This window comes from Haloferula sp. A504, from assembly GCF_044385805.1.
Lineage (GTDB): Bacteria > Verrucomicrobiota > Verrucomicrobiia > Verrucomicrobiales > Akkermansiaceae > Haloferula.
This window is the reverse complement of sequence record NZ_JBISBU010000055.1, coordinates 21,679-35,161: the sequence shown is the minus strand read 5'-3', so window position 1 is coordinate 35,161 and position 13,483 is coordinate 21,679. Positions and strand designations below refer to the sequence as shown.

Here is a 13,483-nt window from a genome sequence, read left to right as displayed (position 1 = left end):
AGATTGGTAGTTTTTGGAACCGCAGATTAAGGGGATTACGCAGATTTTAAGAGTCCAGAAAATCTGCGTAATCCGTTCAATCCCCTAAATCCGCGTTATTCGGCACGATTCAGCCTTGGCAGATAATCACTCGTCTGTAAGGCGGCCTACACTAGGATGGGCCGTCAAAGGCGGAATGAGGCGGCCCGTTGGTGCCCGCGATCTGACCCGGGGCCATCCGGTCCAAGGTCCGCACCGGTGCTCGTGGGGGAGTTCCTGAGGCTGGTGGACTATCGGTGGCGGGTGTTTCAGGCGAAGGCCATGGTCGCGACCGCCAGCGCGTAGAAGGCGATCAGCAGGACGCCCTCGAAGCCGATGTTCGCGGGTCCCCTCCTTTCCCTCCGGACCATGCCGGCGACGAGGGTGACGGTCATCATGATCGAGAGGGCGAGCAAAAACTCCTGGCGGCCGCTCATCGCATGGTAGATCGAGCCGTCGAGGTAGAACAGGTCCGACGCTGCAACGAAAAGCGTGTCGAAGGCGTTGCCGCCGACGATGCCCGAGACCGCCAGCGTGTAGGCGCCCTGACGGATGCAGGCGACGGTCGTCACCAGTTCGGGGAGGGAGGAGAAAAGGTTGGTTACCGAGGCGGCCGAGTGCTCGAGGTTGGCCGGCTTGTGAAAGAAGTCGGCGACCACCAGGAACACGGTCTGGGCGGCGATGCCGCCGACCGCATTGCTCACCGCCATTTCAGGCAGTCCGTTCCAGGCGGCGGTTGACGAGGCGATCAATCCGGGTAGCGAGGTCACCGCGCCGAGAAGGATGGTACCCGCGGCAGCTTCGCCGAGCCCCGTCCGGTCGGCCAGTTGGTCGGCCACGCCGGCGAGGCGGGAGCCGGCGATGAGAATGACCAGTGCTCCGGCCGCGAAAATGGCGAGCGTCCCCAGCATGTCAGCCATGTTGCGCGCCGTCGGTCGGGGTCGCGGCTTCAGAGGTCTCGTCGCTTTCACGGGCGGTTGACCGGGCGATATTGCAGGTGTCGTGGAGAGCCCCCGACTCGAAGCCCGGGAGCCGTTGGCACCACGGTTCCGGAACGCGTTCCAGGGCCATCGCGCGGAGGCCCGCTTCCGGGGGGCGGATGGAGCGCTGGAAATCTGCCGTTACCGCGAGTTGGATCAGGGTGCCGCGCAGCAGGTCGCTCGCCATTTCCGTCTCGGTCGGGCTGTGGCTGCCGCCGTAGCTCCGTTCGAGTTGGAGGACCTGGCCGGACTCAGCGAGTGATTGCGGCTCGAAATGCTGCACGGTCTCGCGGGAAAGCTCGACGCCGAATTCGTCGGAAAGCCGGTCCCGCAGGTCACGGATCTCCGATCGGAAGCGGCGGAGTAGGGAGCGACGGGGACCGCGAACATCGATGCTGAGGCGAGCCTGCCCGGGGTTGCGCACCGTCCGGACCCGGCGAAGTTCGTCGAGGACGACGCCCTCGCCCCCTCCGTCCACATCCCGTCCGAGGGTCAGGCTGATGAAGTCCGTGAGCCGTTTCCGGAGGTGCTCCTGGTCGGCCTGCGTGAGGTCGTCGTCCGTCCCGAGCGTCAGTGCGACGGTCCCGGGAATCACGTTTCGGTTCGTGCCGGGGCGGACCTCGAGATCGCCCGCCACCGGGTTGGTCCGGCCCGCGCGACGGCGGAATTCCCGGGCGAGGCGGGCCGCGGCGACAACGGGGTCCCGGCGGTCGCGGGTCGGGGTCGATCCGGCGTGGTTCTCCCGGCCCCGGAGCTGACATCGCCAGGCCGAGGCGGGTTGCCGTTCGCTGCCCGTTTCGGTCGTCTTAACGATGCCGACGGTCACCCGGATTTGCCTGTAGTCGGGCTGCAGGACGAGTTCGCGGAGCCTGAGGCCGAACTCGAGGGCCGCGTCTCCGGCGAAACGCCCATGGATGGAAACATCCTCCTGCCGGATGCCCATGACCCGGTCCACGAGCACCAGCGGCACGCCGCCCCGGTTGAGCTCGGGGCCCTGTTCGATGTGCCGTTCGTAGGTGTGCGGCGTGAAAAACTCCCCGGGTCGCGGGCAGGCGTCGATCCATTCTCCGGAGTCACCGTCTGCGGGAAAACGGTTTTCGAAGTGAATGTCGCCGTTCCGGCGGCGCTCCTCGAGATACCGCAGCATTTCGAGCAGGCCGTCGATGAATCGTTCGCCGGCGGCATTGGTCATGCGGTGGACGGATTCGACCGGGGCATGGCCGGCAACGGCGGAGCTGCCGGGCATCACCACCCCCTCGCCGGAATAGGTCATCTCCTCGCCGATGAAGGCGGTGACCATCAGGTTTCCCCGGCCCGGGTGGCGTGGAAAGGCCACTTCGAAGTAGCTCTTGAGGTCGTGCACGGTCTGCGCGATCTCGATGCCGGCCACCACGCCGAGCCTGCCGTCGTGCTTGCCGGCGTCACTGACGGTGTCGATGTGCGACGCGTGGCAGATGGCGTCGACGCAGAATTCACCCGGCGGGCGCTGCCGCTTCCCGGGCGGCTCTTGCGGGCCGGCCGGGAAGTGGAGGCCGTGAAGGTTGCCGACCCGGTCGATGAAGACCGTCATGCCCGCGCGGTTCATCTGCGCGATGGTCTCCGCGGCCGCCCGCATGAAGGGGAGCGTCAGCGCGCTGGCATTGATCGTCCCGGCCTCGTCGGTGGAGGCCAGGGCGAGCCGCTCGATTCGCTGGCGGAGCCGGACGGCGGCCCCGCGCATGCGCTTGAGGTGATCGGGATTGGCGGGGTCGAGCGGCAACTCGCGGCCCTCGCGGATCGAGTTCGCCAGATCCTTGAGGGAGAGATGCGAGGAAACCACGGCGGCCAGCCTCGCCAGCGGTTCGAGCTTCTTGCCGGACCACACAGCGTCGCGCGTCATCCGTCGCCTGACCTCCATCTCGATCGCACGGTCGTGGAGGCCCCGCCGGCTCTCTTCGAGTTCGGGACCCGACGCGGCCGGGCGCTCGTTCCGCAGCCTGCGCATGAGCGCGCGAAGCCCTTCGCCGACGCCGGTGTCCTCCGTCTGGAGGTCGTCGTGGTTCCGGTCGCCGGAAGGGCGGATGTTGTTGGCGTAACTCCACGTTTCCGGGTCGCCGATCGAGCCGGCGGGCGCACCGGTGAGCTTCCGGACCAGTTCGGCGTGGCGGGCTACGTCGAGCCCGCGGAGTCGTTGATCGACGGGCCCCGGTCCGGAAATCCACGCATCCACTTCGCGGCCTTGCCGGTCGGTCAGATGTTCCGGGTCCAGCCGGAAGCGGCCGAGCATCGGAGCGGAGAACACCAGCGCCTCCGGCCCGTGGAGGTAGTCCCGGGTCTCGGCCACCGGGAACATGCGCTCGCGGTCGAGCGTGGGATCGATCACGAGGTCAGCGGTCTGGTCTTCATCCGGGTCCCAGAAGGTGACGATGGAATAGACGTGGCTGCGGGCGATCGCGAACCCCACCGTTTCGACGTGGTGCAGTTCGAAGTCTCCGGCCCGGATTATGGATTGCTCGTCGTCGATGCCGAAGCCCTCGTCCTCCATCATCCGGCGCAGGGGCTCGTCGTCGAGCGACGCGCGCCGGTAAAGCGGGTTGGCGACATGCAGCGACCGGGGGCGGGCGTGGTGGTCCTGCTCCTCAAGCGCGTCCGGTGACAAGTCACCCTCGAGGATCAGTCCGCGTTGGAGGCCGTGGACCGGCACGCCGTGCCGGGCGAGCAGGTCGAGGATGAGCGAGGCCTTCTTGCCGCACCCGAATTCCACCACCGAGTGGGGCAGGGGAAGGAAGTTCAGGGTAAGCTCCAACACGGCCGGTGCTTCCCCGATCAAGGGCAGGCCGGAAAGCTCGTCCCGCTCGAAGTGCAGACGGAGGGATTCCTCTGCGTCATGGTCGGCGGCGATCATTCCGTCGATCCCGGAGGGCCGGGCTACTTCTCCCAGGCGGGGGCGAATTCCGGATCGACCACGTGCCTTCCGTCCGGCAGCTCCTCGATCCTTCGGCGGTCCTCCTCGTCGAGCACGATCTCGAGCGCGGCGAGGTTGCTGCGCAGGTGCTCCGGGTTTCCCGACCGTGGAATCGCGGCAACCTGGGCCTGCCCCAGCAGCCAGGCGAGCGCCGCCTGCTCGACCGAACAGCCGTGTTTGCGGGCGACGTCGGAGAGCGGTCGATGATCGCCGAGGTCTCCCTGGGCCAGGGGGGAATAGGCGGTCATCAGCAGGTCGTGCTCGACGGCCATCTGATGCAGCCGATTACGCCTGAGGAGCACGTGATACTCGACCTGGTTGCAGAAGATCGGACCCGCCCTCAAGGCCTGATCGAGCAGTTCGGGCGTGAAGTTGCTGACGCCGACATGGCGGATGATTCCCTCGTCCCGGAGTCGCTTGAAGGTCGTGAGCGTGTCCGCGAGGGGGATCTCCTCGTTGGGCCAGTGGATCAGGGCGAGGTCCAGGTAGTCGGTCCGCAGGCTTCGCAGGCTCGCATCGACCTCGCTCAGGACGTCATCGGGCCGGAGCTTGTCGAACCAGACCTTCGAAGTGATGAACAACCGGTCGCGGAGGATTCCGCTTTCGGCGATCGCCGCCCCGACCGATGCCTCGTTGCCGTAAGCCCGGGCCGTGTCGATGTGGCGGTATCCCATTTCGAGAGCCGCGGTCACCGCCTCGCGGCAGGCCCGTCCCTCGAGTTCATAGGTTCCCATTCCGAGCGTCGGCACTCGTGTGCCCTGGATGATCTTTTCTCTGGCGTTCATGCCCGTGATCGTCTCCCGCGGACGCCCGGTGGGACAATAGGTCTTGCCGACCGACCTTGCCTTGGTGAGTTGCGTACACGTCGTAGCGGGACGGCGCATTTTGCGGGCCGCTACAATCCGACGAGGCGGCCGAGGATGATCATCGACACGACGCCGGCCATGAAGGCGGCTGCGACGCGGGTTTTGGAGGTGTTTTCCAATGCGTCCGGGATCAGGTCATCGACCACCAAGAACGTCATGGCCCCGGCGGCGAAGCCCATGCCGGCCGGCAAGAGTGGTTCGAAGAGCCAGATGAACCAGGCGGCGAGCGGTGCGAAGACCGGCTGCGGGAGACTTGTGAACAGGGCCCAGCCGATGCAATGGAGGACGGGGCACTCCGTTGGCACGCAGCGCCAATGTGATGGCGATGGCCTCCGGAATGTTGTGGACGGCCAGGGCGGATACCACCGAATAGCCGAGACCGACATCCTTGGATCCAAACGCCACGCCGATCGCGACTCCCTCCGGCGCGGAATGCACCGTCATGGCGGCGACGATCAGCAGCGACTGGGCCCCGCCGCTCTTGCGCAGGTTCATCAGATCAAAGCGCTCGTTGTCACGCACCCAGTGGGCGGCAGCCGCGTAAAGCAGGGCCCCGGCGGCAAGGCCGGCCGAAACTTCCCAAGCCTCGATTCCCGGGGCCTTTTCAAGACCTTCCCCGACGAGTTGCACCAGACTCGCAGCCGCCATCATGCCCGCTGCCGCGGCGGCCATGATGCCGGTCACCCGGTCGGACATGTTCTTGACGAAATAGAATGGAAGGACGCCGAACACCATTGAGACATCCGCCAGAACGGCGGCGACGAAGGTCGTGATAAGGAGGGTCTGGAGTTCCATGGTTTTGAGAAGATCGGGAATGGTTGCGAAGGCTTTGCCTGCGGCCACCGAGGTCGCCGCCTGAAAGGGTCACCGGTCTTGGGGCGAAGCCCGCCGATCAGAATCGCCAGCGGACCGTCACCGTCCCGAGTTGTGCCGGTCCCCTTTGGGTGCGGTATTCCTCGGTTCTCCAGGTGTGGGCGTAGCCGAGTTCGACGGCCCGGTAACGGACGCCCGCCCCGCAGTAGACTTCCCCGACCCATGGGCGACGCTCGATGCCCGTGTCAAAGTCCCGGAAGACCGGTCCGTCGAGGGTCGCATCGTGGGCGACCCCGCGGATCTCAGCGCCCAGAATCAGGAACAACGACCAGTCGCTTTCATAACCGATCGCCGAGCCGAAATAGCGGTGGGAGTACGAAGTCGGAGAGAGGCGCGGATCCGAGAAATCGGGTGGCAGGTTGTAACCGACGCGGAGCATCCCCCCGAGGTGGGCGGCTGTCCGGAAGGTTCCCAGCCTGACTCCCCATTCGCCGATGCCATCCACATGGATCGGACCGTAGCGACGCTGGAGGAGATCGAGGCGGCGTTTCTGGATGAAACTCAGGTCGAAGGTGATCTCGGATGGCACCTGGGCGTCCCAACCGTTGAACTTCCGGGTGCCCGTCGCACTGTGCACGAAGTCCTGCGTGACCTCGGCAAAGGAATTCTCTCCGGTCGTTCCCACCGCGAACTCGACCGAGTTGAGGATGCGGTCGGTTTTGGCGTGCAGGGAGATACCCAATCCCAGCCATCCGGCGTAGCGCCGCTGGAGGGGCGGTTGGGCGTAGGGGAGCGGATCGGCCGGCGTGAACATCAACTGGGTCAGCGAGAAGCCGTGGTTGTAGACGATGGAGTCCGGATCCTCGAAGCCGGTGACCGCCTGAAAAACCCGGAAGCTCTCCGGGTCACCCGACAGGCGACGCAGCCAGGCATGGAGGCCGCGCAGGCTGTCGACGTCCCGGCTGCCGGAGATCCAGGACAGGCGGGCACCGTTGGTGTAACCGCGATCACTGCCGCCGAAAAGATCGTTGTCCAGCTGGAAGGTCAGATAGCCTTCCTGATCCAGTGGCGATGCCGGGAGACGGAGGGGAAGGAGCGCGGTGAGCAGCGCCGTTAGCGTCAGGGCTTTCATCATTTGATTCAAGGATTCAGGGCTCTTCCGATTTGCGGAGGATCATTCCTCCCGCACCCTCCGCAGGAAGAATTTCTCTCCGACGAACACCAGAGCCAGGCCGAGCGCCGATGCCCAGACCACCAGGGTGTCGGACCCGGCCTTGACCCAGACGAAGGCGGCGAGGACAAATGCCAGCGGGAATAGCTCGCCCGCCAGTCCGGCGATCTGCCCGGTCAGGGCCAGGATCCCCGCCCCGATCATGACCCCGGTTCCCATCGAAACGGCGCCCGTCAGGGACAGGCTGCCCTTCTCGTATTGGGCGGAGCGGTCGTCGCTGTTCTTGTCTTCCATGATTGCCGGCGGTTCAGGATCCGAGGATGCCTCTCGTCATCATCCAGGCCGCCATCAACACCATCATCACGTTCTCGGTCAGGGAGATGAACCCGAGTGGCACGCTGCTGTTGCCGCCGACGCAGGCGCACTTGAGTTCCCGGTTGTCGATGTAGACGGCCTTGAACACGGAAACGCCTCCCACGAGGCCGATGAAAAGGGCACCCGGCGCCGCCACCCAGGTCCAGAGTCGGCCGATCATCAGGATGCCGGCACCGATTTCGACGAAGGGGTAGAGATAGGCATAGGGAACGAACCTCCGCGACAGCAGGTCGTATCCAAGGAACTGTGTCGTGAACGACGACAGGTCCCGCAACTTGAGGATGGCCAGCACGCACATGCTGAAGGCGATGAACAGCTCAACCAGCCGGATCCACGCGTGCGCCCCGAAACCCGCCCCGCCGTGGATCGCGTAAGTGGCGGTCACCGCCATCAGGAAGGTGGTCGCGAACACCGCGACCACCGGCCGGTAGCTGGTCCCTTCGCGCGGCTCGGGGGACTTGCCGAGGTGGTCCCGAAGGTCGTCGTAGCCGCCGATCCGCTCGCCCTCGATGAGGATCTGGGGTGTCTCATCGACCTCGTTCTCCTTCTTGTAGTCTTCAGCCTCCTCCATGGATCGGAGGTGATGGTCCTCGATGCGGTAACCCGCGCGGCGCAGCAGGCTTCGGGCCTTGAGACCCCACGGACAGAGGTGGTCCGGGGTCGCCATGCGGTAAAGGGTTGCGGTCTTGCTCATGAAAGGACGGATGGGTTTCGGGTCGCATGCGACGTCATCCCCGGCCCTGATGCCTGGCGAACCTCGCGGAAGGCAGGGACGCGACGCCCGGGCGCGTCGTGTGTTGGAATCCGGCTCAGGATTCGTTGCGGGCGAAGGCGCTCGAGATTCGGTTTCGGGTGAGACCGTGCCACGTCATCAGAGCGGCGGTCGTGCCATGGGGAAAATTGACGAGGTTGAGCAGCGTGCTGGTCCAAACGAACCGCCGCGCCCGCCGACGGATGCAGCAGATCCCCGCCGTGATGAGCAGAAGCCCGAGGATCCAACCATAGGTGATGTGCAACGACACCAGGCCGGCCACCAGACTGTTCCAGCCTTCCGATCCATGTCCGGCGAACAGATGTTCGACCGCGTGGGGATTCAGGAGCCCGGCGGCATCCGCCGAGCTGGCGTGAATGAGGCCGAGGACGGAGAAGAGAATGCTCAGGATTCCGGTGCCAATCTGCAGCACGCCGACAAAATACAGGTATCCGCTGCCGCGGGGCGGCGGGCCATCGGGAGAAAATGCGGTTCTTCGATTATTCATGGAGCAGGAGGGGGTGCGGAGGAGCAAGAATCGCCGGATCCTTCGGGAGAAACAATCAGCGGAAGGTGCGGTAGGTGATGAGTGGCATGCGTACCGGGCGTACGAGAACGGGATCAGACGGAAGGCCAACAAAGGTCATCCCCGGTGCATCGCCTGCCAGGCCTGCCAACTGCCGGGGACGTTGCGGACCTCTCCGAAGCCTTGTCGTTGGAGCAGGCTGGCGGCGATGCTGGCGCGGTAACCGCTTCCACAGTAGGTGGCGACCGGTCGCGAAGGATCGAGTATTTCGCGGGCCCGGTCTCCGACTTCGGAGACAAAGAGATGCCGCGCTCCGTCGATGCAACCGGCCTCGAATTCCTCCGCGGTGCGGACGTCGAGAAGCTGGAGCTCCGCTTCGTGATCGAGTTCGGCGGACAACTCGTGGACGGTCAGTTGCGGCAGGTCGTCCATGGGCAGCCCGGCCTTCACCCAGGCATCCATGCCACCGGCCAGGTAGCCGCCGAAACGCGTTAGACCGACGCGCAGGAGCAATCGGACGACTTCTTCCAGATAGGTGTCGTCTTCGAGAATCAGGAAGGTGTCCTTGTCCGGGTCGAGCATCCATCCGGCCCACAGCGAGAGCATCGGTTTGGCCTCGATGTGGAGCGCGCCGGGCACGTGGCCGCCTCCGAAGGCAAGCATGGAGCGGGTATCGATGAGATTCACGGCGCGTGGATCCTCGGCCCGCTGCCGGAAGGCGCGCGGCGGCAGGGCCCGAACCCGTGGCAACCCGTGAGTCGGTTCGGGGCCGGCCAGGTTCAGCTTCTTCATCCGCTGGAAATATTCGGGTGCGGCGGGTGCCTCGAGGGCGAACTCGACGAATGCCTCTTCGTCGCCGTCGTGGAGCAGAAACTCGTTGGTCTTCTTCTCGTAGCCGATCGTGCTCACCTTGCGGTCGCCGATGCCCGCACCGCAAGGTGAGCCGGCACCGTGACCCGGAAGCACCAGCACGCCGTCGGGAAGTTTCATGAAATAGTCGTGCAGCGTGGAGTGGAGCTGACGGGCCAGGTCGCGGGCCTGGTCGGAGCCGAGTAGGTCCGGTCGGCCCGCCGACCCGACGAACAGCGAGTCGCCGGTGAAGACTCCCCACGGCTGGTCGGGAGTGTCGCGGGCAGCCGCCTCGTAGCTCAGGTGCTCGGGCGTGTGGCCCGGGGTGTGGCGGGCGGTGAGCACCACGTCGCCGATTTCCAGCCGTTCACCGTCGCGCAAGGGCTGGTGCTCGAAGCCGTAGTCGGGCTCGCCCTCGGCGCTGACGTGGATTCGGGCTCCCGGTGCGTTCGCGGCCAGTTCCCGGCTACCGCTCATGAAGTCGGCGTGGATGTGGGTCTCGAGGATGTGCGTGATCGCCACGCCGTGATGGCGGGCGGCAGCGAGATAGATCTCCGGGTCGGGGCGCGGATCGATCACCGCGGCTTCGCCGGTGGCGTCGTCACCAATGAGGTAGGACAGCATGGCGATGCCCTCGGTGTGGAAGGTTTGGTGGATCAGGGACATGTCGGGGTCAGGTTTGGAGTTCGAGGATGACGAGGAACGAGACGAGCACGACCGCCAGCACGACGACGGTCGTGCTCTCGCCCAGGCGGAAGATGCGGGCGATGGAGATTTCGCCGAGGTCACCACGCCGACGCGGGTGGCGCCGGATCCAGCCGGAGCATTCGGCGAAGAGATAGGAGCCGGCGAGCAGGCCCGCGATCACCGCGAGGGCATCCCAGTTGCCTTGCCCGAGGGCGGCTCCGACGGCGTAAGGTGACCAGGCAGGCGGCTCGAGGCCCATCGAGGTGGCTTGCACGAGGAGTTGGGCGACCGGGAGCGTGGGCATGGCGGAAGACAGAAGCATGGGTGACGGGATGGAATGGGTTGCCCGTGCCCGGCAATCGGGAGGGCGTTGTGGGGCGGCTCAGAAAGAGAAGCGCAGGCCGGTGAGGAGCAGCCATTCATCGGTCCGCTGTCCGGCGGACTTGGCAATGTCGCGCGTCTCACCGATCAGGAAGCGGTAGCGGGCTCCGATGTAGGGAGCGAACTCACGTTTGATCTCGTAGCGCAGGCGAAGGTCGAGCACCGCATCGGTGAGGCCGGTGCCGAGACTTCGTCGAGGGATGTCCTGGGCAGAAAGACCAAGCTCGGCACGCGGCTGGAGCACCAGTCGCTGGGTCAGGCGGATGTCGTACTCGGCCTCGAGGTCGGCGGTCAGGTTGCCGTGCTCGGAGAGGTAGAGCGTTGCGTCCACCTCGAACTTGTAGGGAGAGAGTCCCTGGATGCCGAGCGCCGCCGACCAGCGGTCGCCGTAGTTCGATGAACTCCACTCGTTGGCATACTGGACGCCGGCCTGGAGGTTCCAGAAGGGCGTGATCAGTCGCGAGTAAAGCAGGTCGGTTTCCGACTCGGCGCGGTCTTGGCCCTCGAACACGGCCTCGCCCTCGTGTTTCCACCAGAACTTGTGGATGTCACCACCGATCCAGCCTTGGGCCTCCCAGCCGAAGCGACCCGGGCCCCCGTGATCCGGAAGCCGGTACTCAAACAGGTCAAAGAGCGTGAAGGCGTAGATTCGTTCGTCGGGAACCGAGTCGGGAAAGTCCTCGGGCGGTAGTCCCGCGGCACGGTCGAGCACCTCGTTGAGGGACATGCCCTCGGGCAGCGGTGGGGCCTCGGGCAGCGGCGGCGGGGGAGCGTCGCTGTAGAGCTGGGCCGACTCCTGATGACTCGGGCGATCGGCGGTGGTCGGCATTTCGGCACCGGCCGGCGGTAGCGTGGCAAGCAGGCAGAGCAGGGCGAGGAGGGCGGGGAATGCGCGACGGGCTTCAGGGATCGACTGCAATGGGACCTCCTTTCAATGAACGGACGACCGCGACGGTGCGGAACATGCCAGCCTCCATGTGGTAGAGCAGGTGGCAGTGGAAGGCCCACTGGCCCGGTGCGTCGACCAGGATGTCGACGGTCAGCAACTCGGCCGGCTGCACGATCACGGTGTGCTTGCGGGGATTGCTATCGAGGTCCCCGCCGGCGTAGAGGTCCATCCACATCCCGTGGAGGTGGATCGGATGGCTCATCATCGTGTCGTTGATCATGTTGATCCGCAGCCGCTCGCCGTACTGGAAGCGGATCAGGTCGGACTCCGACCATTTCCTTCCGTCGAAGCCCCACACGTATTTGTGCATGTTGCCCGTCAGGTGGAGGTCGAACTGGCGGGTCGGAGCGCGACGTCCATACGGGCGGCGCAGCGCGCGCAGCTGGCTGTAGGTGAGCACGCGCCAACCATCCTCGCCGAGTCCGGCACCGGGATAGTCCAAGCGGCGATAGGCGGTCTGCGCCATCGTGATGCTGGCCGGCCCGTGGTCCTCCGGGCCGTGCCGGATGCGGTCCGGCAAGCCGCTCATCGGGAGAGGCGTGCGGCGCCCGGTGGGCGGGGATGCGGCGGCCGTCGTTTTCATGTCGTGGCCGTCCTTGCCCATCATCATGCCCATGTCGGCCATCGTCAGCATCGGGCGCCGACGCTGGGCGGGCACCTCCGCCTCCATGCCGTGCCGTGGTGCCAGCGTGCCCCGTGCGTGACCGCTGCGGTCCATGGTTTCGGCGAAGAGGGTGCGGGGACGGGAGTCGGGCAGAGTGACCACCACGTCGTAGGTCTCCGCCACGGCGATGCGCAGCTCGTCGGTCTCGACCGGCTTGATGTTCTGGCCATCGGCCTGGACAACGGTCATCGGCAGGCCGGGGATGCGGATGTCGTAAAAGGTCATCGTCGAGGCGTTGGAGATCCGCAGTCGCACGCGCTGCCCGGGCCTGGCGAGGAAGGTCGGGTTCTCGTGGGCCGCCCTGCCGTTCATCAGGTAGGTGTAGGTTGCCCCGGTGATGTCGGCGATGTCGGTGGGGTCCATGCGCATTCGGTCCCAGGCGAAGCGCTTCTCGAGCACATCCTCGAGTGACATTCCCGTCGCTTCCATCTGGTCCCTGATGTTGGCGAGGGTCGGACGTTGAAAATTGTAGTATCCCTCGATGGTCTTGAGCTTGTGCAGCACCTGGTGCGGCTCCTCGAAGGTCCAGTCGGAAAGCACGACCGAGTGCTCGATGTCGTAGCCGACCGGGTCGGGCGCGGCCGGCTCAAGGATCAGTTGGCCGTAGTGGCCGAGCTGCTCCTGCAGGCCGGTGTGGCTGTGGTACCAGTAGGTGCCGTTCTGGCGGACGGGGTAGCGGTAGGTGAAGGTGCTGCCGGCGGGGATGCCCGGGAAGCTGATCCCCGGCACGCCGTCCATGGTGAAGGGTAGCAGGATCCCGTGCCAGTGGATCGAGGTCGATTCGGGGAGTCGGTTGTGAACCCGGATCAGGGCCTCGCGGCCCTCACGCATGCGAATGATGGGACCGGGGATCGAGCCATTGATGGCGATCGCGCGTCCCGGCCTGCCCCCGACCATCAGGGTCCGGTGTTCGAGATAGAGATCAATGCCGCCCGGGCGGGTGGCATCGAGTTCGCCGAACTCGCCCGCCCGCCCGGTGGCCTCGGCGGCCGTGGCGGGCCGGCCACAGAGCCACGACCCCAGGGCCAGGCCGCTGGTTGCCAGGAAGTGCCGGCGGTCGCTGGGGCGAATGGGAAGGAGGGGGTCTGGAATGCTCATCGGGATGCCGGGTGGTCCAGTTGCATGGCGTCGCCGGGTGATTGCCGGGCATCACTTGTCTGCACGGTGCCGCATCAACTGAAAGAACTGAGACTGTCGAGCCCGGCACGCCTCGGCAATCGGTCGGATCAACAGGGGGGCATGAGTGCATCACAGAGGCTGCGTACGCGCATTGCCTATCGGCACTCGTGCGGCGTCGCCGGACCCCCCCTGCATCAGGAACCGGATTGTCCGAGGAAGCGGACGCCGGATAGTTGCCGGCTTTGCAACTCGGTGATAGGATGAGATTGCCGGGTATGCGCCTTTCGTCGGGAGTGGATCCCTTGACAGGGCGGGGGCCTGCCTCGACAAGAGGAATCAAGGCCCGGGATTTTTGATGATGTGCGCAGGAGGAACCGACGAAAGTTCGCC

12 protein-coding genes and 1 pseudogene are annotated in these 13,483 nt (G+C 65.7%); all 13 read right to left on the bottom strand.

Annotation, left to right across the window (positions count from 1 at the left end):
- Window positions 1-287 precede the first annotated feature (287 nt).
- Window positions 288-938, bottom strand: a complete 651-nt coding sequence (locus ACG2LG_RS19295; RefSeq protein WP_396261786.1) for a hypothetical protein — start codon at window positions 936-938, stop codon at window positions 288-290.
- Window positions 931-3,882, bottom strand: a complete 2,952-nt coding sequence (locus tag ACG2LG_RS19290) for a hypothetical protein (protein ID WP_396261784.1) — start codon at window positions 3,880-3,882, stop codon at window positions 931-933. The genes ACG2LG_RS19295 and ACG2LG_RS19290 overlap by 8 nt, the downstream gene beginning before the upstream one ends.
- A 23-nt stretch (window positions 3,883-3,905) precedes the next feature.
- A complete protein-coding gene (locus tag ACG2LG_RS19285) occupies window positions 3,906-4,727 on the bottom strand; it encodes an aldo/keto reductase (RefSeq protein ID WP_396261782.1) in 822 nt (273 codons plus the stop codon).
- Window positions 4,728-4,837: 110 nt separating this feature from the next.
- Window positions 4,838-4,987 (bottom strand): hypothetical protein, encoded by a 150-nt coding sequence (locus tag ACG2LG_RS19280; RefSeq protein ID WP_396261780.1) that lies wholly within the window; start codon window positions 4,985-4,987, stop codon window positions 4,838-4,840.
- Window positions 4,944-5,603 carry a ZIP family metal transporter gene (locus ACG2LG_RS19275; RefSeq protein ID WP_396261778.1) on the bottom strand — a complete coding sequence of 220 codons (660 nt, stop codon included), beginning with the start codon at window positions 5,601-5,603 and terminating at the stop codon, window positions 4,944-4,946. Before ACG2LG_RS19275 ends, ACG2LG_RS19280 begins: the two co-directional genes overlap by 44 nt.
- A 97-nt stretch (window positions 5,604-5,700) precedes the next feature.
- A complete protein-coding gene (locus ACG2LG_RS19270) occupies window positions 5,701-6,753 on the bottom strand; it encodes a lipid A deacylase LpxR family protein (protein ID WP_396261776.1) in 1,053 nt (350 codons plus the stop codon).
- 159 nt (window positions 6,754-6,912) lie between these two features.
- A pseudogene (locus tag ACG2LG_RS19265) lies at window positions 6,913-7,086 on the bottom strand (amino acid permease); the annotation flags it as partial.
- A 13-nt stretch (window positions 7,087-7,099) separates the two neighbouring features.
- The gene (locus tag ACG2LG_RS19260) at window positions 7,100-7,861 is read right to left on the bottom strand and encodes a glutaredoxin family protein (protein ID WP_396261774.1); all 762 of its coding nucleotides are present in this window, start codon (window positions 7,859-7,861) and stop codon (window positions 7,100-7,102) included.
- A gap of 115 nt (window positions 7,862-7,976) precedes the next feature.
- Window positions 7,977-8,426, bottom strand: coding sequence for a hypothetical protein (locus ACG2LG_RS19255; RefSeq protein WP_396261772.1), 450 nt, complete (start codon window positions 8,424-8,426; stop codon window positions 7,977-7,979).
- 135 nt (window positions 8,427-8,561) lie between these two features.
- A complete protein-coding gene (locus tag ACG2LG_RS19250) occupies window positions 8,562-9,959 on the bottom strand; it encodes a rhodanese-like domain-containing protein (protein WP_396261771.1) in 1,398 nt (465 codons plus the stop codon).
- 7 nt (window positions 9,960-9,966) lie between these two features.
- Complete coding sequence (locus ACG2LG_RS19245; protein ID WP_396261769.1) at window positions 9,967-10,284, bottom strand: hypothetical protein; 318 nt, start codon at window positions 10,282-10,284, stop codon at window positions 9,967-9,969.
- Between the two features lie 78 nt (window positions 10,285-10,362).
- Window positions 10,363-11,280, bottom strand: a complete 918-nt coding sequence (locus ACG2LG_RS19240; RefSeq protein WP_396261767.1) for a copper resistance protein B — start codon at window positions 11,278-11,280, stop codon at window positions 10,363-10,365.
- A complete protein-coding gene (locus tag ACG2LG_RS19235) occupies window positions 11,264-13,072 on the bottom strand; it encodes a copper resistance system multicopper oxidase (RefSeq protein WP_396261765.1) in 1,809 nt (602 codons plus the stop codon). The genes ACG2LG_RS19240 and ACG2LG_RS19235 overlap by 17 nt, the downstream gene beginning before the upstream one ends.
- Between the last annotated feature and the right edge of the window lie 411 nt (window positions 13,073-13,483).

What these genes read in the sequence shown, in the direction of transcription:
- ACG2LG_RS19245 (WP_396261769.1), bottom strand. Translation starts at nt 10,284, where the DNA reads ATGCCCACGCTCCCGGTCGCCCAACTCCTCGTGCAAGCCACCTCGATG.
- ACG2LG_RS19290 (WP_396261784.1), bottom strand. Translation starts at nt 3,882, where the DNA reads ATGATCGCCGCCGACCATGACGCAGAGGAATCCCTCCGTCTGCACTTC.
- ACG2LG_RS19235 (WP_396261765.1), bottom strand. Translation starts at nt 13,072, where the DNA reads ATGAGCATTCCAGACCCCCTCCTTCCCATTCGCCCCAGCGACCGCCGG.
- ACG2LG_RS19275 (WP_396261778.1), bottom strand. Translation starts at nt 5,603, where the DNA reads ATGGAACTCCAGACCCTCCTTATCACGACCTTCGTCGCCGCCGTTCTG.
- ACG2LG_RS19295 (WP_396261786.1), bottom strand. Translation starts at nt 938, where the DNA reads ATGGCTGACATGCTGGGGACGCTCGCCATTTTCGCGGCCGGAGCACTG.
- ACG2LG_RS19250 (WP_396261771.1), bottom strand. Translation starts at nt 9,959, where the DNA reads ATGTCCCTGATCCACCAAACCTTCCACACCGAGGGCATCGCCATGCTG.
- ACG2LG_RS19255 (WP_396261772.1), bottom strand. Translation starts at nt 8,426, where the DNA reads ATGAATAATCGAAGAACCGCATTTTCTCCCGATGGCCCGCCGCCCCGC.
- ACG2LG_RS19260 (WP_396261774.1), bottom strand. Translation starts at nt 7,861, where the DNA reads ATGAGCAAGACCGCAACCCTTTACCGCATGGCGACCCCGGACCACCTC.
- ACG2LG_RS19270 (WP_396261776.1), bottom strand. Translation starts at nt 6,753, where the DNA reads ATGAAAGCCCTGACGCTAACGGCGCTGCTCACCGCGCTCCTTCCCCTC.
- ACG2LG_RS19285 (WP_396261782.1), bottom strand. Translation starts at nt 4,727, where the DNA reads ATGAACGCCAGAGAAAAGATCATCCAGGGCACACGAGTGCCGACGCTC.
- ACG2LG_RS19280 (WP_396261780.1), bottom strand. Translation starts at nt 4,987, where the DNA reads ATGGGCTTCGCCGCCGGGGCCATGACGTTCTTGGTGGTCGATGACCTG.